This is a genomic window from Kiritimatiellia bacterium (assembly GCA_025054615.1).
Lineage (GTDB): Bacteria > Verrucomicrobiota > Kiritimatiellia > CAIVKH01 > CAIVKH01 > JANWZO01.
In genome coordinates this window covers 185,307-205,396 of record JANWZO010000001.1, presented here as the reverse complement: position 1 = coordinate 205,396, position 20,090 = coordinate 185,307, and the positions used below count along the sequence as shown (strand labels likewise).

Sequence of the window (20,090 nt, the reverse complement as noted above, 5' to 3'; positions counted from 1 at the left end):
CATGGCCTCAAAATTGAAGAAGATCGTCGTCGACCCGCTGTCGGACAACAATCCGATTACCATTCAGATTCTTGGCATATGTTCAGCGTTGGCCGTCACGACGAAGGTCGATACGGCGCTGGTGATGTCCATCAGCCTCACCACCGTGACCGCGTTTTCAAACCTGATCATCTCGCTGATCCGAAATTTCATCCCCTCCCGCATCCGGATCATCATCGAACTGGCTGTCGTTTCCACACTGGTCATTTTGGCCGACCAGATTTTGAAAGCCTACGTCTTTGAAATCAGTCGCCAGCTCAGCGTGTTCGTGGGTCTGATCATCACGAACTGCATCGTCCTCGGGCGCCTGGAGGCGTTTGCTTTGGGGAACAAACCACTGCCCTCGCTGCTGGACGGCATCGGGAACGGCCTCGGCTACAGCGCCGTCCTGGTCACAGTGGCCTCGATTCGCGAAATCCTCGGCTTTGGCACGTGGCACGGCATCCGGCTGCTGCCCGAGGGATATATCGGCAACGGGTTGATGCTGCTAGCGCCAGGCGCGTTTTTCTGCCTCGGGCTGCTCATCTGGGCGCAGCGCCAGATCATTCGGAAATTTGAGACCGCATAGGGGGGCGCCATGGACCTGATCAATCTCGCCATCAAGAACATTTTCGTCGAGAACATCCTTCTGTCGTTCTTCCTGGGGATGTGCTCGTTTCTCGCCTGCTCGAAGAAGGTCGAGACGGCTACCGGCCTGGGCCTTGCCGTGATCTTTGTCCAGACGATCACGGTGCCGACCAACTGGTTTATCAAAACCTATTTTCTGGAGCCGGGCGCGTTGGCGTGGACGGGAATTGCCGGATTTGAATCGCTGGACCTCTCGTTCCTTACATTCATCTGCTTCATCTCCACGATTGCCTTCATGGTTCAGATCGTCGAGATGACCTTGGACAAGTATTTTCCAAAGCTTTACACCTCGCTCGGCATCTTTTTGCCGCTCATCGCCGTGAACTGCGCGATTCTCGGCGGCTCGCTACTCATGAATGAACGGGGCTATGATTTGCCTCATGCGGCGGTCTTCGGCGTCTCGTCGGGGGTAGGCTGGGCGCTTGCGATCGTTGCACTTGCCGCGGTCCGCAAAAAGCTTCGCTACTCCCACATACCGGAGGGGCTGAAAGGGCTCGGGATGACCATGATCATGACGGGCCTAATGGCGCTGGGATTTATGAGTTTTGCCGGAATCAAATTGTAAGGTTTGTGCCGCGAATGGGATTTACAATTAGATAGATGGGAGTCGCCGTCATGGATCTTACCTATGTCTCCGCAAGTGTGGCCGTTTTCACTGGCCTGACGCTTTTTTTGGTGCTCGGTATCATTTGGGCGTCGAAAAAACTGGCTCCCGCCGGGTTAGTCAAGATCAACATCAACGACGGGGCTAAGGTGATTGAAGCGCCGCCGGGCAAGTCGCTTCTAAGCGTGCTGGCTGATCAGAAGATTTTTTTGCCCTCCGCTTGCGGAGGCGGCGGCACCTGCGCGATGTGCAAATGCCAGGTTCTCGAGGGTGGAGGTTCTCTCCTGCCGACCGAGACGGGCCATATCAATAAGCAGCAGGCTAAGCAAGGCACCCGATTGGCCTGCCAACTCAAGGTGAAGAATGACCTGAAAATTCATGTTCCACCCGAGGTGCTTGAAATTAAGAAATTTGAGGGAACGGTTCGATCGAACCGAAATGTCGCGACGTTTATCAAGGAACTCATCGTGGATCTGCCGCCTGGCGTTAATCTGAATTTCAAGGCTGGCGGCTATATTCAGATCGACATCCCGAAATATCACATCCGATTCCGAGATTTCGACATTGATCCGAAGTTTCGGGATGCGTGGGAGAAGCTGAAGCTCTTTGATCTGGAAGTTACAAATGAGGAGCCCTGTTTCCGGGCTTATTCCATGGGCAATCACCCTGCGGAGGGTAATATTGTGATGCTCAATGTACGTATTGCCACGCCCCCGCCGAACATGCCCGGCGTGAAGCCCGGTATTGCATCGAGCTATATTTATAGTTTGAAGCCCGGGGACAAAGTGTGGATCAGCGGTCCGTTCGGCGAATTTTTTGCCAAGGATACCGACAAGGAGATGGTGTACATCGGCGGTGGCGCGGGCATGGCGCCGCTGCGGAGCCACATCTTCGATCTCTTCCTCACGAAGAAGACGAAGCGCAAGGTTTCATACTGGTATGGAGCGCGGTCGCTTCGCGAAATGTTTTATGAGGAGGACTTCCGCAAAATCGAGCGCGAACATCCGAACTTCAAGTTTTACGTCGCTCTTAGCGAGCCGCTGCCTGAAGACAATTGGACCGGGTACAAAGGCTTCATCCATCAGGTTGTCTATGAAAATTACCTGAAGAATCATCCCGATCCGACGGAGATTGAGTACTATCTGTGCGGTCCGCCGCCGATGATCGCGGCCGTGAACAAGATGCTGTACGACCTCGGCGTCGAGAAAGAGCAGATCGCTTACGACGAGTTCTGATTCTACTCGCATCCGGAGATGCGAGGGCGGCCCTATCGGCCGCCCTCGCCGCGTTTAGGCACCTCGTTCGATTCCATCCCTGGGCAATTCTTGGTTCTGCGGGTCTTGGTGCGCTGGCGATCGTCGCGCCAGTTTTCGGAGGGGGTCGACTGGAACAAAAACAATGTCGCAATGGGCCGGCGGTGAGTAGACTCGCAGTCGGTCATGTACCGAATGCTGAAATGGGTTGAGCGGATCTTATGCGCCCTGCCTCTGCGTGTCGCCCGAGCTTTCGGCCGCGGCGTCGGCCTCATCGCTTTCGCCGCCCTCCGCAAGCATCGTGAGACCAACCTGGCGGACATGGCGCGCTGCTTTCCCGGCGCATCGCGGCGGGATCTCAAGCGCCGGCTTCGGCGGGTTTATCAGAATTTGGCGGTCAATTACGTCGAGGTGATTCGGTGGTTTGGCGGTCGGGATGCGGAGCTGGATGCCATGGTCCGCGCGGACGGCATGGAGCACGTGGAGCGCGCAAGAGAGCGTGGGCGGGGCGTGCTGGTTTTAACGGCGCATCTGGGGAACTGGGACTTGCTCGGTCCCTGGGCGGCGCGCCGCGTGCCGCTGACGATTATCACCAAGGAGCTGAAAAACGCAGGGGCGAATCGCTACTGGCAGGAGGCGAGAGCGCGAATCGGTTTGAAGCTGCTTCCCGCGCACGGGTCCTATCGGGCCTGTCTTGCCACGCTCAAGCGCGGCGAATTCCTTGGATTTATCCTCGATCAGAACATGACGCGCGACGAAGGCATATTCGTGGATTTTTTCGGGCGGCCCGCGTGTACAACACCCGGCCTCGCTTATCTCGCCGCGCACGCGCAGTCGCCGGTTCTGCCGGTTTTCATGGTGCGGGAACCGGATGGGTCGCATCGGGTCCGAATTCTGCCGCCGCTGGATCCTCCGGCGGACCGCAGGCCGGAAACCATTCAGGACGCGACTCAACGCTATACGCGAATCATTGAAGATGTTATACGGCAGCATCCGGACCAATGGATCTGGATGCACCGGCGTTGGCGGACCCAGCCCTTGCCGGCGCCGGCCGGTCCGGGTACAACCTGAGTCAAATGGGAGCATTATCAGACATGGCCCGTCCAGAATCTGGCGACCGACACGCACATCAGAGCGTAAGCCCGCTGTTTGCGGGGGCGGGGACCGCCCTCACCATCGCAGCCGGTCTCAGTTTCCTGTTTCTATGCATGATTCTGCCGCTGGTAGGAAAGGCGGGCGTTAAGACGGTCCACGCCAGGGAGAATTTTCTGGCCTTTCTCGGCGTACTGTTGCTGACCCTGACGCTCTCGGTTGCGGCAACGGCCGCCAAGCTGCATCGTCGCCGAATCGACCGAAGCCCGATGCCGTGGATGTCCATTACGCTGACGGGTCTTTGCCTGTTGCTGCTGGTGTCGCTGCTGACGGGATTGCTTCACATTTGATCCGCGCTTGCATTCGGGGTTTGCTGTGCTATACCGCAAGGAAAACTTGCGCCCGGAGGGCGCTTTGGGAGTTTGCATTAGCATGAAATGCTTTCGATCGATTCTCTTGGCGGCTGTTGTGTTGTTAGGCTGTCATATCGTGCGCGCCCAGGAGCGGGACCTGTTTGAAGAGGCCCCCTGGTATGTCGGCGCAGGAGCCGGCTACATGCACTACGAGGGTGATGAGCAGCTTGATTATGGCACCTTCCTTGGACTTCGCCTCGGGTATGATTTCAACAAATTCGTGGGGGCCGAGGTCTCCGTCGACTACGGCCCATCTCTGCAGGACAACACGAAGCTCGCGCCGGCGCGCGATTTCCTCTCTGAGGATATTTGGGGCCTGAGACTTGGCGTCGACGGGTTGCTCCACCTCCGCAGCACCCGGAACCTTCGATGGGACCCCTATTTGTCGGCGGGCCTAGGCATGATGTATTATGAGAAGGAGTTACCCGGCGGCCGGCCTGAATTTCTCGTCAATCTCGGCGGCGGCTTGTTCTACCACTTCAACGATGCGTGGTCGGTGCGACTCGATTACCGGTCGGCCGTAGTCGGCGAAGACACCGAGTTCAATCAGTACGTCTTTGCAGGTCTGAATTATCGATGGGGAACCGCAGTTAAGCCGGTATATGCCGTGACTGGCGGGGACATCGATAGCGACGGAGACGGCCTATTGGATTCCGAGGAAGCAAACCTTGGAACGGATCCGTTCAATCCGGATACGGACAGCGACGGATTGTCCGACTTTGAGGAAGTTCGCACCCATCAAACAGATCCCCTAAATCCGGATACCGATTACGACGGGTTGACCGATGGCGCCGAGGTGCTTGTCCACAAAACGAATCCGGTCAACCGCGACACGGATGCCGGTGGCGTAGCCGATGGCCATGAAGTGATCGAAGACAACACCGATCCCCTCAACAAGGCGGACGATTTGATGTTGTTCACGCTGCAGATCGAGTTCGACTACGACAAGGCCAACCTTCGACCGCAATACCACAAGGATTTGGACGTGATCATCAAAGTGTTGCAGCGCGATCCGGGCGCCACGGCTCGAATTGAGGGGCACGCCGATCGCCGGCCGAAGTCGGTCCATTCGTACAACATGCGGCTGTCCGAACGGCGCGCGCGCGCGGTGTTGGACTACATCGCGACAGTTGGCGGGATCGACCGCTCGCGGCTGACGGCCGTCGGATACGGTTTCACGCGGCCGATCGCCCCGAACGACACCGAGGAAAACATGCAGCGCAACCGCCGAACGGAGATTTACATTCGACCCAGCGGGAAGGCGCCCGTACACGCCACCTCGGGAGAGCCGATCAAGGTTGAAACCGGAGAACCGACCGCTGGCCCGTCCCCATAGGCGAGAGCTTGCCCCTCGGAGGCTTGGCTTCTCACCTTTCCCGCCGATCTGCGCCGGTCCGGGAGACCGAGTGAAGCTCAGCGGTTGAAGTAGGATCGATTACACGATCTCTTCTGGATTTTAGGGCGAGTCCTGGTTTGTCGCATGGATGACGATTTCGCCCCACGCGGGTAGATTGACCGCAATGCCGCATGTTGTGACAGAGCCTTGTGTGGGTTGCAAGAACACCGTCTGTGTGACGGTGTGCCCCGTAAATTGCTTTCACGAGGATGAGCAAATGCTCGTGATTGATCCGGTGGAGTGCATCGATTGCGGAGCGTGCGTGCCGGAATGCCCGACCAAGGCGATTTTTCCCGCCCAGCGCGTGCCCGAAAAATGGAAGCATTACATTCAGCTTAACGCTGAGCGCGCCAAAGTTCTCCCGCTGATCACGCATCCTAAGAAGCCGCTATCCTAAGATCGTGCCGGCGCGCCAGCAGGATCACACGGGGATATCGGGCTAACTTCGCTCGCTCCGCAGTTTCTCGATTTACGCCCTCTTCGGCCGCTGCTCCCTTCGGGCGCAGCCTTTGCGCCCGTCAGCGGTGTTCGGCTGAGAATCGACCGAATGGCTCCGGATGGATCCTGGCCCAGCCGCTTTGGCAGCGTACAGGGCCTGATCCGACCGCTCGAGGAGCGCTTCCGGCGGTGCGTTGTCCTCCGGAACGTCCCCGCTGCTGGCCACGCCGATCGATAAGGAAAGATGAATCGAGTTTGAGCGTTCTCGACCGAATACGAACTCGTGAACTGATCTCTGCAAGCGGCGCGCGAAGGCCAGCGCGTCCTGAGTCGATGCGTGAGGCAAGATCGCGACCAGTTCATCTCCGCCGAGTCTTGCGAGAATGTCGCTGCGCCTCGCGGTTTGCGTCATCAGCGCCGCCAGTTCGCGCAAAGCGTCGTCGCCCGCCGCGTGGCCGTACTGGTCGTTGATTTGTTTGAAACCATCGATATCGATCATGACCGCGCCGATCGGCCAGCCGTGTCGTTTGGCCAGAAGCCAGAGGCGGCGCGTGGCTTCCTTTAGACCCGTTCGATTCAGGAGACCCGTCAGCGGGTCGCGGCCGGTGGCATCGAGAAGCCGGACCCTAGCGAATTTCGCGATGGCGAGGTAATTCGCGGCGTGGCGGAGCGTGATCGCGTCGCTGGCCGAGAATGTAAACGGCTGTGCAGATGTAACGGCCAACAGTCCGGCCAGCTCACGGCCCCGAAAGAGCGGAGCGACCAGATCTGTCGGGCCGGCCAGGCTTCGAGCGCGGGACTCGTTTGACCCGTTGTCAAAATTTGCCGGGCCAGAAATGCGGTCAGCGGCACGCCCGAAGAAGGCGGTTGCTCGGCGGGAAAGGCGCGCTGCAAACGCATCCAGAAATGGCGCGGATACGTTTTGAAGCGCCTTCAGGTGCAGGGCCGATTCCTCTGCGCCCCACCAAATGCCGGCGGCCAAGGCCGCGGGCAGAGACGTGGCCAGCCCTTCGAAGAAATGGTCGAATGCCAGCTCTGCGCCGCGCTCGTCGAAAGCCGATTCCATAGCACGACGAAAGGCGTGCAGCGCGGCGCATGCGGTGTTCGGTATGGCGCCCGCCGAGATTCGGGCCCGGCTTTGAGCCAACTCAGCCGCGCGGAAGATCTCGCAGAGCAGCATTTCCGGCGAAGCTGTATGCGGGAGAATCTGCAGTGCGTGATTCTCGAAAGCCTGGTCTTGCCATTCGGACCCGGCCAAAACAATGACACGGAGCCAGGGGAACAGGCTGTGCGCCACATCGATCGCTAGGCAAATCGCTTCGTCGCCGTGCGATCCGTCGGCGATGAGGACTTCGAATTCGCCGAATGCCAGGAGTTGGGCCGCCTCCGATTCCGTTGCAGCCGCCGCCGACTCGCCGGCGCGGAGGGCAGTTTGCCGGAGTTCTTCGCGGCGGGCCGGATCGGCAGCCAGCACAAGCGACCGCACAGGTCCGTCATCGGAAGGTTCAATAGCGGTGCAGGGCCCCTTCATTGACATTCCGGATCTTACACGGAGATGCATGGGCCTCCAATCCGGTCGCGCCGACGGGCTGAGAAAATCGGCCTGCGCGGACCGGCCCGCTCGAGGCCGTGATTTGCGCTTTCACGCTTGACGGTTTAGAATGCATGGCCTAGGTTCCCGACCCTTGCGTCCGACGCCGGGCAACCGGCAGGGCGTCCGTCCGGGCGATTTGTCAAAGGTCGGGTGACCTAGGGCCATTTGTGGTACAAATGGTCCGGACCAATTGCCCGATGGTGTAACGGCAGCACACGGCCCTTTGGAGGCCAGAGTCTAGGTTCGAATCCTAGTCGGGCAACCAACTCGGAACTGTGAAATTACTGTCTGGCAATTCGCATCCGGCTCTGGCGAAGGCGATCGCCGAATACATCGGCGAGCCGCTCGGCGGTGTGCAGATCAGCCGGTTTCCGGACGGGGAGATCTTTGTCAAGATTGTTGAGAACATCCGCGGGCAGGATGTGTTCATCGTCCAGCCGACGTGCATGCCGCCGAACGAGAATATCATGGAGCTGCTGATCATGATCGATGCGGCGAAGCGCGCGTCGGCGGCAAGGATCACACCCGTCATTCCCTTCTACGGATATGGCCGACAGGACCGCAAGGACCAGCCCCGCGTGCCCATCACGGCCAAGCTGATTGCGAATTTGCTCGTCGCGGCAGGGGCCGATCGCCTGATCGCCATGGATTTCCATGCGCAGCAGATTCAGGGCTTTTTTGACATTCCGGTCGACCACCTCTACGCGGCGCCCGTGATCGTCAAACACCTGCGGCAGAGGAACCTTCAGGATCTCGTGGTCGTTTCTCCAGACCCGGGCGGGCTGAAAATGGCCTATGCGTACGCCAACATGCTTGGCGCCGGCCTGGCGATCGTGGGTAAACAGCGGAAGAGCGCCACCGAGGTGGAGGCAATCAGCATCGTCGGCGATGTCAGTGGAAGGAATGCGCTGCTGGTCGACGATCTCACAACCACGGCGGGAACGCTGACCAGCGCGGCAGTGCTGCTGAAGCAGCACGGCGCGATATCGGTCAAAGCGGCCGTCACCCATTGTCTGCTGACGGACCTTGGCGTCGAGCGGCTCAAGGCGTCTCCGATTGAGGAGTTGATCACGACGGACAGCGTGCCGCCCCGCACCTTCGACGGGTTCAAGGTCACCATCTTGTCCGTCGCGGAGTTGCTGGGAGAGGCAATCCTGCGGGTGCACAACAATCAGTCGGTTACGTCGTTGTTTCGAGTGTAGGCAGTGATGCCCTGGCGACAGGGCGCGGAGAAGAAAAAATGGTAATGGCAGTCAAATTGACGGCGGAAGTTCGCCGAGAAACGGGGTCGGGCGCCGGACGGCGCTTGCGACGCGCTGGGAAATTTCCGGGCGTCGTGTATGGCGTTGGCAAGGCGCCGGTAATCGTGTCGGTTGATGAGAAGGCGTTTCGACGCGCGGTGCACGGTCATACGTCGGAGCACGTAATGATCGACCTCGAAATCCCGGGCGTCGAGGTCAAGAAGGTCCTGCTTCAGGAAGTGCAGCAGCACCCCATCACGGGCCAGATTCTGCATGCCGACTTTCACGAGATCTCCATGACCGAGAAGTTGCGGCTGGAGATCCCCGTCCGCCTTGTCGGGACGCCCGTCGGCGTTTCGCAGCAAGGCGGCGTCCTCGAACATCTGGTGCGCAGCATCGAAGTGGAATGTCTGCCGATGGATATCGTCGAGGCGTTTGATGTCGATGTCTCGCCTCTGAAGATCGGCGAAAGCCTGACGGCGGGCGATGTGAAGCTCGATCCGGCCAAGTATACGCTGATCACGGACAGGAGCATTGCGATCGTCGCCGTGTCCGCGCCTCGCCAGGAAGAGGCACCTGCGGCCGCGGCGGCCGCGGCAGCGGCGGCCGAGCCGGAAGTGATCAAGGAGAAGAAGGAAGAGCAGGCAGCAGGCGAGGCGCCGAAGAAAGAGAAGGAGAAAGAGGAGAAGGCCGCGCCCGCGAAGGAAGCGAAGAAATAGTCCGCGCCGCGGCGGCATGACGGAGATCGCGCCGCGCCCCCGGCATTCCGATGCTGGACATGAAGCTGATTGTCGGTTTGGGCAACCCCGGCCGCGAGTACGAAGGTACCCGTCACAATGTGGGATTCGACGTCGTCGACGAACTGGCCCGCCGGCTGGGGCTTTCGTTCCGGAAGAGCTGGCGGTTCACCGGCGAGCTGGCGGAGGGCATGCTCGAAGGTTGCGCCCTGTTGTTGTTCAAACCGTCCACGTTCATGAACCGGAGCGGCGAGGCCGTGGCGCCGCTGGTTCGGAAAAAAGGAATTGCGCCCGCCGACCTGATTGTGGCAGTCGACGACGTGGATCTGCCGCTCGGCCGTTTGAGGCTCCGAAAAAGCGGCGGCGCCGGCGGGCACAATGGGCTCAAATCCCTGATTGCCCATCTCGGCACGGAAGCGTTTCCGAGAGTGCGGATCGGGATCGGGCGGGATGCGGAGCGCGACACGGTTGAACACGTACTCGGCCGATTCGGTTCCACCGAGCGGCCGGTGATTGAGGAGGCCATCCGAAGGGCCGCCGACGCGATTGCAGTGGCGCTTCGAGAAGGGTGGGATCAGGCGATGAATAGATTTAATTGAATCGGGCGACGGGACCTGGCAAAGTATCAGTTTTTACGCGGAAAGAGGGACAGAATGAACAGATACGAGGCCATGATCATTTTTCCCGAGTCCTTCAACGACGAGGCTCTGGAAAGCGCTCTCGAGAAAGTGTCGGCCGAGGTTGAAAAACTTGGCGGGAAAGTTGAGTCCAAGACGCGCCTGGGTCGTCGCGCCTTTGCCCGGCCGTTGAAAAAACACAATGCCGGGCAATACATGGTCGTTACATTCCGTCTGGATGGATCGAAGGTCGACACCCTGCGCATGCGGTTCAAATTGAACGAAGAGATTTTCCGATTCCAAATTATTCGAATCCCGGAAGCGGCCGGTGCCGCCGCCTGATGTGACATGTCCGCCTATTTGAACAAGGTATTCCTGATCGGCCGGCTGACGCGAGACCCGGTGAAGCGATCGACGCCAGCCGGGACTTCCGTGGCGGAGATGGGGCTTGCGGTCAATCGGCGGTACCGGACGGCTGAAGGGGAAGCGCGGGAGGAAACGTGTTTTGTCGACCTGACCGCGTGGGGCAGGACCGCCGACATCTGCAGCGATTGCCTGCGTAAGGGCTCACTCATTTTCGTTGAGGGTAGACTGAAACTGGATCAATGGGAGAAAAACGGCGAAAAGCGATCCAAGCTGAGTGTGATTGCCGAGACGGTCCAGTTTTTGGATCCTGCTTCCCGCCAGGGCCGCGACGAGATTGGCGATGCGCCGGAGGAGGATGTTCCGCCTGTTCGTGGGGGCATCGCCAAGTCCTCTGCGGAGAAACCCGCAGCCGCATCGCGGGGACCGAAAGGCGACTCCGACGATCCGGAAAACGACGATGATTCCCTTCCCTTTTAGCAGATGAACGAGAAGAGGACCGACCATGTCATCATCTGATCGAACCGAACGAAACCGGGCCCGGGAATCGGGCGGCGATCTGCAGCCAATGCTCAAGAAGGGCGCCAAGTATCTCGAGGGCGTCGCGCAGATCGACTACAAGGACAGCGAACTGCTACGCAAATTCATGACCGAGCGCGGAAAGATCATGCCCCGCCGCATGACGGGCGCGACGGCCCGCCAGCAGCGCCAGCTTCAGGCCGCCATCCGCCGCGCCCGCGTGATGGGGTTGCTGCCCTGAGGGGAGGTTCCGAGATGGCAACGGAAGTCATTTTGATGGAGGATGTCGACGGATTGGGATTGACCGGCGACATTGTGAAGGTCGCCGACGGCTATGCCCGGAACTACCTAATCCCCCGCAGTATCGCGGCCCCCGTCACGACGGCCACCCGCCGCCAGGTGGAGAAACGGCGCGCAGCCGCGGAGGCCAAGCGCGCGGCAAGGCGTGTGGAGGCGGAGGAGACGAAGGCCAAAATTGAAGCCCTCGAACTCACCATTCCCGTCCGCGCAGGCGCGGAAGGTCGGCTTTTCGGCTCGGTCACCGCGGGCGATATTGCGGCTGCTTTGGGAAAACACGGCATCACGGTCGACAAACACAAGATCATGATGGGGCATCCGCTCAAGGAGCTCGGCCCCCACAAGCTCGAAATCCGGCTCATGCCGGAAATCCGCGCCGAATTGAAGCTGACCTTGGTTGCGGAGTAGCCCGATGGCCAGGCCGGACGATCCGGCAACCGCGTCGCGAGCCCGGCAGGTTCCTCCGCACAGTGAAGAGGCGGAACGCGGCCTGCTTGGCTCGATGATGGTGGACGCGGCGCGCGCGATCGACCTGTCGCTCGAACGCCGGATCAGCGCCGAATCCTTCTATATCCCTGCGCACCGAACGATCTTCGAGGCCATTCTCGACCTCCATGAGAAGGGCCGGCCGGTGGATCTGCTCACCGTCGGCCAGCGGCTGCGCGACCAGGACAAGCTCAATCTGATTGGCGGCGTTTCGTATATCGAGGGCCTGATCGACTCCACGCCTACGTCCGCGGCGCTGGAATATTACATCGAAATCGTCCGGCAGAAACACATTCTCCGGCGCATTATCGAGACGTCCAACGAAGCCATCGAGGCGTGCTACAGGCTTGGCGATGAAAATGCGGATGTACTGCTCGACGACTTTTCCCAAAAGCTCTTTGACATCTCCCACTATCAGGCCCGGAGCGTCATCCCCTGGTCGGAGGCGATCAAGGAGACGATGGTGCACATCGAGCACATCTTTGAGACCAAGACCGGCGTCACGGGGATTCCAACGGGCTTCGTCGACATTGACCGTATTACTGGGGGCTTCCAGCCGGCCGACATGATCGTCATTGCGGCGCGGCCTTCGATGGGCAAGACGTCGTTGGCGATGAACATCGCGGAATACGTCGCGATGGGCGAAGTGTGCGACCACCAGCCGAGGCCCGTGGCGATCTTCAGCCTGGAGATGCCGCGGCAGGCGCTGGCCAAACGCATGCTGTGTTCCCGCGCGGGGATCTCCTCCCACCGGCTGCTCAAGGGGATTCTGCCCGCCGATGAGCATCAGCGCCTGGTTCACGCGGCTGCCGACCTTCAGAAGGCAAGGCTGTTTGTCGACGACACCGCGAACTTGGAGGTCGTGGAACTGCGCGCGCGGGCGCGGCGGCTGAAAAAGCAGTACGACATCCAACTGGTCGTGGTCGATTACCTCCAGATGCTGAATTATACCCAAAAGAGCGGCGAGGGGCGCCAGCGCGAAACGGCCGCCATCTCGGCGGCCCTCAAGTCGATGGCGAAAGAGTTGAATGTCCCCGTCGTTGTGCTCAGCCAGCTCAGCCGCGCGCCAGAAACGCGCGACAAAATCGCGGTGCCGAAATTATCTGACCTGCGCGACTCGGGCTCCATTGAGCAGGATGCGGACGTCGTGATGTTGCTCAGGCGGCCTTGCAAATATCCGTCGGACCCCGAGGCGAGCGACAAGACGCTTGCCATCGTCGACTTTGCCAAGCATCGTAACGGCCCGACGGGAGAAATACGGTTGAATTTTTTTGAAGAAACGACTCGGTTCGCCAACCGCTTGCAGACCGACACCGCCGCGGGCGAGTTCCGGCCCAGTTCGGGAGAGTTTTGAAGCGCTGGGGCACAGCACTCTGGGCCTTGTGGGTTGGCTGCGCGATCGCCGGCGCCCCCGCCTTCGGCGCGGAGATCCGCGAAATCCGCATTGAACGGCGCGGAGGCGGGCCTGTCGATGAGGCTGTTGTCCGGTCCTTCATTAGTGTCAAGGTCGGCGATGAGCTTACGCGCGCCGCGCTGGCGCGAGATGTTCGTGCACTTCAGCAATCGGGCCGGTTCGCGTATGTGGCGGCGGATGTGGAAGATGCGCCCGGCGGCGTAGCTGTGATCTACCAGGTGCGCAGCAAGCCACGGATCCGCCTGATCCGAATTGAAGGGGCTGACGAAATAGGCAATGCGAAGGTTCGGGAACTGCTTGCCCTCGGCCCAGGAGACCTGGTGGACGACGCTGTACTTGCGCTTAGGGCAAAGGCCGTCCAGGAACACTATCAGAAGAAATTATTTCCGGATGCCAGCCTCTCGTGGACGATCCGCGAGGATGAGATTGCCGGAACCGCCGATGTGATCGTTCAGGTGAAAGAAGGGCCCCGTGCGAGAATCCGCCGAATCCGGTTCGGTGATCTTCCGGACCCCGGACGCGCGGAGCGCGCCGCCCGCGCCATCTTTCCCTGGTTTTTTGACCGCCCTCCGGTCACGGGTCACGATCTGCGGCGCCCGATGAAACAGCGGCAGTCAAACATCTTTTCCTGGCTGACGGGAGCCGGCACCTATAAGCCAGACGAGCTGGACGCGGACCTTGAGACGGTTCGCCGCGAATTGCGCGACCGCGGCTTCCTGGACGCAAAAGTCGGGGATCCGGTCCTGGAACGAGTCGGAGAAAAGAAGATCGACATCCTCATCCCGGTCGAGACGGGGCCTCGGTATCGATTCGGCGAGATTCGCGTGGTTGGCCCTAAAAAATTCCCGATCGAGGACGTCCGGCGCACGGTTACGAATCGACCGAATGATGTCGCCACCCAAACGGCGCTCAACCGCGCCCACCAGGCGGTTCGCGATTTCTATGGCAGTCGGGGCTACATCCGCAGCGAGATCCAATCCTCGGTTTCACCTCGCCAAGAGGAGCCGGTTGTCGATGTCGAGATCGCGGTGCGCGAAGAGGGTGAGCCGGTTCGGGTGCGGGATGTTGTGATTCGCGGAAACACGCGCACGAAGGACAAGGTCATTCGCCGAGAAGTGACGGTCCTGCCCGGGGACGTCTACAACGATGTGCGCGTCCGAAACACCGAGCTGCGCCTCAGAAACCTCGGCTATTTCGACCTCGTCGCAGCGGAACCGGTCGACACACCCACCACGAATCTCGTCGACCTGGCCATCAATGTCGAGGAGCGCCGGACCGGCCAGTTCCTGATCGGCGCCGGTTTCTCAAGCGTGGATGATCTGATCGGGTTTGCCGAGTTGTCGCAGGGGAATTTCGATCTCTTCAACTGGCCGCCGGTCGGGGGCGGACAGAAGTTGCGGCTCCGGGGGACGGCCGGCACGAAGCGGAATGACCTCGAGCTGACCTTCACGGAGCCGTGGCTGTTTGACCGGCGGTTGGCGCTGACTGTTAATTTGTACCGGAGAAACCGCAGTTACCTCAGCCGCGTCTATGAACAGCGGGAGACCGGGGGCGAGGTCGGGATCGGCGTGCCGCTGGATGCGTTTACGCGGTTCAATCTTTCCTACGGCCTTGAGAATATCAAGATCCACAATGTGGATGCGGATGCGTCGGAGTTTTTCCAATCGCAGGCCGGTGACTATCTCAAGAGCTCGCTGAATGCGTCCGTGGTTCGCGATTCACGGGACAGCGCGTTCATTCCCACTCGCGGCACGCGCTCAAGCCTCGGGGGCATGTACGCCGGAGGCCCCCTCGGAGGCGATGTGGACGTGTACAACGTCGAGGCACAGGTGTCCACCTTCGTGCCCCTGTGGTACGACCACGTGTTCAACCTTCGCCTGTGGACGTCGGTCGTCGAGCCTCACGGCGACGCTGAGGACGTACCGGTTTTCGAACGGCTCTACCTCGGCGGCGCCCGCACCCTGCGCGCGTTCAAATTCCGGAGGGTCGGCCCGAAAGACGAAAACCGAGATCCAATCGGCGGCCAGACCGCCTGGTTCGGTGCGGCAGAGTACACTATCCCTGTCTATGAAAAGCTGCGCTTTGCGCTTTTCTATGACATCGGCTACGTGTATCGGGAGCCGTATGAGTGGGATTTTTCCACCTACAATTCGGACTGGGGTGTCGGCCTCCGGATCGATTTCCCTGCGTTTCCCCTGCGGTTCGATTATGCCTGGCCCATCGAAACCGATCCGGATGACCGGCGCCGCTCCGGCCGCTTTCAATTTATGATTGGTTATTCGCTTTGAGTCACTTTGCGAGGAGCCCCTATGACCCGAACGCTACATCTCCCCCTTGTTGTTGCCGCCGCCGCTTTGTTTGCGGCTGCACCTCGATACCCCGCTGCCGCGCAGGGCGAGGCGGGGCGGATCGTCTTTGTCGACATGAACAAGGTCTTTGATGAGTATTACAAAACGAAACTCGCCGAGGGGCAGCTCAAGGAGCAGGAATCGGAGTTGAAGGAAGAACTTCGAAAAATGGTCGATCGCTTCAAGGAGCTGCAGGAATCTTTCCGGCAGGCTCGGGAGGAATCCGAAGACACCGCGCTGAGCGATGAGGTTCGCACCGCCCGCCGGACGGAAGCGGAGGAAAAGCTTATCGAAATGCGTGAAATGGAAAGCCGGATTCGACGGTTTGAGGAAAGTCGCCGGCGCCAGATGGCCGAGCAATTGAAGCGAATCCGTGACAAGCTCGTGGTCGAAATCAGGGACGCTTTGAAGTCTCACGCGGAGAGAGAGGGATATCTTGCCGTCCTCGAGATTTCCGGCGACAACTTGAACGGGGTCCCCAACGTCCTGTTCTACGACCGGGAATTCGACATTACCCAAGAACTGATCGATATCCTCAACTCGGAAAAGAAATAGGGCCCGTTGCCAACTCATGGAGCTGGCCGTCAGCGAAATTGCGCAAAGACTCGGCGCTGAATGGGTCGGAGACGGCTCGGCTGTTATCCGGGGCGTCGCTGGCGTGCGGGACGCCGGTCCCGGCGAGATCGCGTTCGTGTCACAGCAGCGCTACGCAGCGGATGCGGCCGTGACGCGCGCATCCGCCCTGATCGTAGCCAAGGATTGGGCCGCGCCGGCGCCCTGTCCATTGATCAAGGTTGACAAACCTGAGCGTGCCTTTGCCGAGGTGGCCCGCTGGTTTGCCGGACCGGAACCGGCCTACCCGCCGGGCATCCACCCTTCGGCGGTAGTCAGTCCCGATGCCAGGTTGGGCGAAGGGGTCCATGTCGGCCCTCTTGCCGTCATCGAGTCGGGTGCGGAAATCGGTCCCCGCACGATCGTTGGCGCACAGTGCTTCATCGGGCAAGGAGTTAGGATCGGCGCGGACTGCCGACTCTACCCGCATGTTTCGATCCGCGAGTACTGCGTCATCGGCAACCGCGTCTGGCTTCACAATGGCACCGTGATCGGCAGCGATGGATTTGGATACGACGTCAACCCTGATGGCACTCGGACGAAACAACCGCAAATTGGCATTGTGGTCATCGGGGATGACGTGGAAATCGGCGCGAATGTGACCGTCGACCGCGCGCGATTCGGGAAGACGCGCATCGGAAATGGCGTGAAAATCGACAACCTCGTCCAGATCGCTCACAATGTCGTAATTGGTGACCACGCCGTTATCGTCGCGCAGGTTGGGATCGCAGGCAGCACGCGCATCGGCTCCAAGGCGATCCTCGCGGGCCAGGCGGGGATTGCGGGCCATTTGACCATCGGAGAAGGGGCCATCATCGGCGCTCAGGCCGGCGTGACGAAAGACATTCCGCCGGGAGCATACGTAATCGGTTTCCCCGCAACGCCTCAAAAGGAGGCGGCGCGCCAGCACGCCGCGCTCGCCCGCCTGCCCGAGCTCCGCGAGCGCCTCCTCGCCCTCGAAAAACGCCTTCAAGCTCTTGAAGCCAAGCTGGTTTGATCCGGCTATTGGCACGCCGATTGCTCTAAAAACTTAGGGTCGGATGGATATTACGAATCTATCTGATCTTCAAATGCTTGTGAGAATTACGTGTAGTATTTTTAGAGACAATTTGGCGCACAATGGGCGCCGGGAGCGACAGTCATGCAACTGGACAAATTGACCATTAAGTCTCAGGAGGCTGTGCAGGCCGCACAGCGCATTGCTGACGAGTGGCGGCACCCGGAAGTGGACGTCGACCACTTGGTGTCGGCCCTTCTTGAACAGCCTGAAGGCGTTGTCCGCCCACTCCTGGAGCGGCTGGGCGCTAAGCCCGACAGTTTGCGCGCCCAGTTGGATCAGGAACTCAGGAAGCGGCCGACAGTTGAGGGCGCAATCGACCGATACCCCTCTCGCGGGTTTCGAGAACTTTTGCAGCGGGCTTTCGCCCTCGCGGCCCAGATGAAGGATGATTATGTCAGCACGGAGCACCTTTTTCTCGCTGCCCTGGACGCCAATGATTCGGCGTTTGCGCGTCTGGCCAAGTCGGCGGGCGTCACTCACGACTCGGCACTGAAGGCGCTGCAAGCCGTTCGCGGCAGCCAGCGCGTGACGGACCAAAACCCCGAAGACAAATATGAAGCACTCAAGAAATACGGCCGCGACCTGACAGAGGCAGCTCGCCAGGGCAAACTGGATCCAGTCATCGGGCGCGATACGGAAATCCGGCGCGTGATTCAGGTGCTGTCTCGCCGGACGAAGAATAACCCCGTCCTGATCGGTGAGCCGGGCGTGGGCAAGACCGCGATCGCCGAGGGATTGGCGCAGCGAATTGTGGCTGGCGACGTCCCGGAAAGCCTCAAAAACAAGCGAATCATCGCGATGGACCTCGGCGCGATGCTAGCCGGCGCGAAATACCGCGGAGAATTCGAAGACCGCTTCAAAGCGTTTATCAAGGAGGTGCTGGACGCTGCGGGCGGCATCATCCTGTTTATCGATGAGCTGCACACGCTCGTCGGAGCGGGCAAGGCCGAGGGCGCGGTGGACGCCTCGAATATGATCAAGCCGCCACTGGCCCGTGGGGAATTGCGTTGCGTCGGCGCAACGACGCTGGACGAGTACCGGAAATACATCGAGAAAGATCCGGCTCTTGAGCGCCGGTTCCAGCCGATTTTGGTCAACGAGCCCAGCGTCGAAGACACGATTGCCATACTCCGCGGCCTCCGCGAGCGCTACGAGGCGCACCATGGCGTTCGGATTCAGGACGCGGCCCTCGTCGCCGCGGCTACGTTGTCGCACCGCTATATCAGCGACCGGTTCCTGCCGGACAAGGCGATCGACCTCGTCGACGAGGCGGCCAGCCGATTGCGAATGGAAATCGACAGTATGCCGGTCGAGATTGACGAGGTTCGCCGCAAGCTCCTCCAGCTTGATATCGAACGAGAGGCTCTCCGAAAGGAGAAGGATGATGCTTCCCGGGAGCGCCTCGAGAAGCTCGACGCCGAGCGCGCGCGGTTGAAGGAGGAGCTATCCGGCATGATGCTCCATTGGGAAAAGGAGAAGGAACTCATCGGACAAATTCGATCCCTGACCCAGTCGTTGGAGCTCCTTCGCGGCGAAGAAGAGGCCGCAAAGCGCGCCAATGACCTTGGCAAAGCAGCGGAGATCCTCTACGGGAAAATTCCTAGTGTGGAGCGTCAGATCAAAGAGGCCCAGGCGAAGCTGGCCGAGCTTCAAAAGGACCGGCGGATGCTCAAGGAGGAGGTGGATGCTGAAGACATTGCGACGGTTGTGTCTCTTTGGACCCGCATTCCCGTCAGCCGATTACTCGAGACTGAAAAACAGAAATTGTTACACATGGAGGAGCGCCTGCGCCGCCGGGTGGTGGGACAGGAAGAGGCAGTTTCCGCCGTTTCACGGGCCGTCCGGCGTTCACGGTCCGGCCTGCAGGACCCCAATCGCCCGCTCGGCTCGTTCATCTTCCTCGGCCCCACGGGGGTCGGCAAGACCGAGCTGGCCCGGGCGCTTGCGGAATTCCTGTTCGACGACGAACACGCCATGGTCCGGATCGACATGTCCGAATTCATGGAGAAACACTCGGTCAGTCGGCTCATCGGCGCGCCGCCCGGCTATGTGGGATACGAGGAAGGCGGATACCTGACCGAACACGTGCGGCGGAAACCTTATTCCGTCGTGCTCTTTGACGAGATCGAAAAGGCCCATCCGGACGTCTTCAACGTGCTCCTTCAAATTCTGGACGATGGACGGCTGACCGACGGGCAGGGCCGAACAGTCGATTTCCGGAATACGCTCATCATTATGACCTCCAACCTTGGCGGCTCCATCATTCAGGAAACGCTTCAGCAGCACCCCGATCTCAAACCGGAGGATCCGGCGTACGAGCAAATGGAAGCCCGGGTCCACGAAGTCTTGCGCGCCTCCTTCCGGCCCGAGTTCCTTAACCGGATCGATGAAATCATCATTTTCCACAGCCTCACCCGGGAGCAGATCGCCGAAATCGTGGATATCCAGCTTGCGCGGTTGCGCAAGCATTTGGAGGAACAGAAGATCGAACTGGAGCTGACTCCGGCAGCCAAGCAGTTGCTGGCCCGCGAGGGCTACGATCCCGTATTCGGCGCGCGTCCGCTGAAGCGTGTGATTCAGCGCAAGGTATTGGACGCGTTGGCGTTGGAAATACTCGACGGTCGCATTGCCGAGGGCAGCCGGGTCATCGCTGATGTCGGTCCCGGCGGCGACCTCGCATTCCGGGTCGCCTGAGCGGGTGGGGTTCGCCCTTCCGTGCCAGAGCCTGACGGCTCGCTGTTCCGGCCGGTAAAAGGAAGAGGTGCAGCAGTCCATCGTAACCGGTGGCGGGCAGCGGCTCGTACCGGACGGGAATGTTTCCATCGTCTGTAAAGTTGCCGTCCGCTCCGTTCCATCGCTTGGAATTTTCAGAATCTGTCGAAAAGGTGGCTGAATCCGTAGGACGGTCGGTCTCTCCGGCCAAGAGGCGGGTTCCGGCTG

Annotated in this window: 20 protein-coding genes and 1 tRNA gene; 20 read left to right on the top strand and 1 reads right to left on the bottom strand. The window is 60.1% G+C overall.

The window, feature by feature from the left end; translation table 11 throughout:
* Position 1: 1 nt before the first annotated feature.
* From NZ740_00895 to NZ740_00865, 7 genes are all read left to right on the top strand, one after another.
* Positions 2 to 607 (top strand): NADH:ubiquinone reductase (Na(+)-transporting) subunit D, encoded by a 606-nt coding sequence (locus tag NZ740_00895; GenBank protein MCS6770565.1) that lies wholly within the window; start codon positions 2 to 4, stop codon positions 605 to 607.
* 9 nt (positions 608 to 616) lie between these two features.
* On the top strand, positions 617 to 1,231 hold the full coding sequence (gene nqrE, locus NZ740_00890; GenBank protein ID MCS6770564.1) for an NADH:ubiquinone reductase (Na(+)-transporting) subunit E: 615 nt from the start codon (positions 617 to 619) through the stop codon (positions 1,229 to 1,231).
* A gap of 35 nt (positions 1,232 to 1,266) precedes the next feature.
* Positions 1,267 to 2,505, top strand: a complete 1,239-nt coding sequence (gene nqrF / locus NZ740_00885; protein MCS6770563.1) for an NADH:ubiquinone reductase (Na(+)-transporting) subunit F — start codon at positions 1,267 to 1,269, stop codon at positions 2,503 to 2,505.
* 204 nt (positions 2,506 to 2,709) lie between these two features.
* Positions 2,710 to 3,594 (top strand): lysophospholipid acyltransferase family protein, encoded by an 885-nt coding sequence (locus tag NZ740_00880; GenBank protein MCS6770562.1) that lies wholly within the window; start codon positions 2,710 to 2,712, stop codon positions 3,592 to 3,594.
* 5 nt (positions 3,595 to 3,599) lie between these two features.
* On the top strand, positions 3,600 to 3,965 hold the full coding sequence (locus NZ740_00875) for a hypothetical protein (protein MCS6770561.1): 366 nt from the start codon (positions 3,600 to 3,602) through the stop codon (positions 3,963 to 3,965).
* Positions 3,966 to 4,047: 82 nt separating this feature from the next.
* On the top strand, positions 4,048 to 5,364 hold the full coding sequence (locus NZ740_00870) for an OmpA family protein (protein ID MCS6770560.1): 1,317 nt from the start codon (positions 4,048 to 4,050) through the stop codon (positions 5,362 to 5,364).
* A gap of 184 nt (positions 5,365 to 5,548) precedes the next feature.
* Positions 5,549 to 5,821, top strand: coding sequence for a 4Fe-4S binding protein (locus tag NZ740_00865; GenBank protein ID MCS6770559.1), 273 nt, complete (start codon positions 5,549 to 5,551; stop codon positions 5,819 to 5,821).
* 72 nt (positions 5,822 to 5,893) lie between these two features.
* Here the strand turns inward: NZ740_00865 and NZ740_00860 are convergent, their stop codons facing one another.
* Complete coding sequence (locus NZ740_00860) at positions 5,894 to 7,399, bottom strand: GGDEF domain-containing protein (GenBank protein ID MCS6770558.1); 1,506 nt, start codon at positions 7,397 to 7,399, stop codon at positions 5,894 to 5,896.
* Positions 7,400 to 7,647: 248 nt separating this feature from the next.
* Here NZ740_00860 and NZ740_00855 point away from each other — a divergent pair.
* The 13 genes from NZ740_00855 (at position 7,648) to clpB (ending at position 19,844) form a co-directional block, all read left to right on the top strand.
* A tRNA-Gln gene (locus NZ740_00855) sits at positions 7,648 to 7,721 on the top strand.
* Between the two features lie 10 nt (positions 7,722 to 7,731).
* Entirely contained in the window at positions 7,732 to 8,658 is a 927-nt protein-coding gene (locus tag NZ740_00850) for a ribose-phosphate pyrophosphokinase (GenBank protein MCS6770557.1), read from the top strand.
* Positions 8,659 to 8,702: 44 nt separating this feature from the next.
* On the top strand, positions 8,703 to 9,416 hold the full coding sequence (locus tag NZ740_00845) for a 50S ribosomal protein L25 (GenBank protein ID MCS6770556.1): 714 nt from the start codon (positions 8,703 to 8,705) through the stop codon (positions 9,414 to 9,416).
* A gap of 59 nt (positions 9,417 to 9,475) precedes the next feature.
* Positions 9,476 to 10,033, top strand: coding sequence for an aminoacyl-tRNA hydrolase (gene pth, locus NZ740_00840; GenBank protein MCS6770555.1), 558 nt, complete (start codon positions 9,476 to 9,478; stop codon positions 10,031 to 10,033).
* Between the two features lie 54 nt (positions 10,034 to 10,087).
* Positions 10,088 to 10,393 (top strand): 30S ribosomal protein S6, encoded by a 306-nt coding sequence (gene rpsF, locus NZ740_00835; protein MCS6770554.1) that lies wholly within the window; start codon positions 10,088 to 10,090, stop codon positions 10,391 to 10,393.
* A gap of 6 nt (positions 10,394 to 10,399) precedes the next feature.
* Complete coding sequence (gene ssb / locus NZ740_00830; protein ID MCS6770553.1) at positions 10,400 to 10,894, top strand: single-stranded DNA-binding protein; 495 nt, start codon at positions 10,400 to 10,402, stop codon at positions 10,892 to 10,894.
* Positions 10,895 to 10,982: 88 nt separating this feature from the next.
* Positions 10,983 to 11,174 carry a 30S ribosomal protein S18 gene (gene rpsR, locus NZ740_00825; GenBank protein MCS6770552.1) on the top strand — a complete coding sequence of 64 codons (192 nt, stop codon included), beginning with the start codon at positions 10,983 to 10,985 and terminating at the stop codon, positions 11,172 to 11,174.
* 14 nt (positions 11,175 to 11,188) lie between these two features.
* Positions 11,189 to 11,638: a 50S ribosomal protein L9 gene (gene rplI / locus NZ740_00820; GenBank protein MCS6770551.1), complete on the top strand. Its 450-nt coding sequence runs from the start codon at positions 11,189 to 11,191 to the stop codon at positions 11,636 to 11,638.
* 4 nt (positions 11,639 to 11,642) lie between these two features.
* Positions 11,643 to 13,070, top strand: a complete 1,428-nt coding sequence (gene dnaB, locus NZ740_00815) for a replicative DNA helicase (protein MCS6770550.1) — start codon at positions 11,643 to 11,645, stop codon at positions 13,068 to 13,070.
* On the top strand, positions 13,067 to 15,418 hold the full coding sequence (gene bamA, locus NZ740_00810) for an outer membrane protein assembly factor BamA (GenBank protein MCS6770549.1): 2,352 nt from the start codon (positions 13,067 to 13,069) through the stop codon (positions 15,416 to 15,418). Before dnaB ends, bamA begins: the two co-directional genes overlap by 4 nt.
* A 21-nt stretch (positions 15,419 to 15,439) precedes the next feature.
* Positions 15,440 to 16,033, top strand: a complete 594-nt coding sequence (locus NZ740_00805) for an OmpH family outer membrane protein (protein MCS6770548.1) — start codon at positions 15,440 to 15,442, stop codon at positions 16,031 to 16,033.
* A gap of 16 nt (positions 16,034 to 16,049) precedes the next feature.
* Complete coding sequence (gene lpxD, locus NZ740_00800; GenBank protein ID MCS6770547.1) at positions 16,050 to 17,087, top strand: UDP-3-O-(3-hydroxymyristoyl)glucosamine N-acyltransferase; 1,038 nt, start codon at positions 16,050 to 16,052, stop codon at positions 17,085 to 17,087.
* 144 nt (positions 17,088 to 17,231) lie between these two features.
* Entirely contained in the window at positions 17,232 to 19,844 is a 2,613-nt protein-coding gene (gene clpB / locus NZ740_00795) for an ATP-dependent chaperone ClpB (protein MCS6770546.1), read from the top strand.
* Positions 19,845 to 20,090: the final 246 nt, after the last annotated feature.

Excerpts from the sequence above, each read along its gene's own strand:
- NZ740_00895 (MCS6770565.1), top strand. The coding sequence starts at position 2 with ATGGCCTCAAAATTGAAGAAGATCGTCGTCGACCCGCTGTCGGACAAC.
- nqrE (MCS6770564.1), top strand. The coding sequence starts at position 617 with ATGGACCTGATCAATCTCGCCATCAAGAACATTTTCGTCGAGAACATC.
- nqrF (MCS6770563.1), top strand. The coding sequence starts at position 1,267 with ATGGGAGTCGCCGTCATGGATCTTACCTATGTCTCCGCAAGTGTGGCC.
- NZ740_00880 (MCS6770562.1), top strand. The coding sequence starts at position 2,710 with ATGTACCGAATGCTGAAATGGGTTGAGCGGATCTTATGCGCCCTGCCT.
- NZ740_00875 (MCS6770561.1), top strand. The coding sequence starts at position 3,600 with ATGGGAGCATTATCAGACATGGCCCGTCCAGAATCTGGCGACCGACAC.
- NZ740_00870 (MCS6770560.1), top strand. The coding sequence starts at position 4,048 with ATGAAATGCTTTCGATCGATTCTCTTGGCGGCTGTTGTGTTGTTAGGC.
- NZ740_00865 (MCS6770559.1), top strand. The coding sequence starts at position 5,549 with ATGCCGCATGTTGTGACAGAGCCTTGTGTGGGTTGCAAGAACACCGTC.
- NZ740_00860 (MCS6770558.1), bottom strand. The coding sequence starts at position 7,399 with ATGTCAATGAAGGGGCCCTGCACCGCTATTGAACCTTCCGATGACGGA.
- NZ740_00845 (MCS6770556.1), top strand. The coding sequence starts at position 8,703 with ATGGCAGTCAAATTGACGGCGGAAGTTCGCCGAGAAACGGGGTCGGGC.
- pth (MCS6770555.1), top strand. The coding sequence starts at position 9,476 with ATGAAGCTGATTGTCGGTTTGGGCAACCCCGGCCGCGAGTACGAAGGT.
- rpsF (MCS6770554.1), top strand. The coding sequence starts at position 10,088 with ATGAACAGATACGAGGCCATGATCATTTTTCCCGAGTCCTTCAACGAC.
- ssb (MCS6770553.1), top strand. The coding sequence starts at position 10,400 with ATGTCCGCCTATTTGAACAAGGTATTCCTGATCGGCCGGCTGACGCGA.
- rpsR (MCS6770552.1), top strand. The coding sequence starts at position 10,983 with ATGCTCAAGAAGGGCGCCAAGTATCTCGAGGGCGTCGCGCAGATCGAC.
- rplI (MCS6770551.1), top strand. The coding sequence starts at position 11,189 with ATGGCAACGGAAGTCATTTTGATGGAGGATGTCGACGGATTGGGATTG.
- dnaB (MCS6770550.1), top strand. The coding sequence starts at position 11,643 with ATGGCCAGGCCGGACGATCCGGCAACCGCGTCGCGAGCCCGGCAGGTT.
- NZ740_00805 (MCS6770548.1), top strand. The coding sequence starts at position 15,440 with ATGACCCGAACGCTACATCTCCCCCTTGTTGTTGCCGCCGCCGCTTTG.
- lpxD (MCS6770547.1), top strand. The coding sequence starts at position 16,050 with ATGGAGCTGGCCGTCAGCGAAATTGCGCAAAGACTCGGCGCTGAATGG.
- clpB (MCS6770546.1), top strand. The coding sequence starts at position 17,232 with ATGCAACTGGACAAATTGACCATTAAGTCTCAGGAGGCTGTGCAGGCC.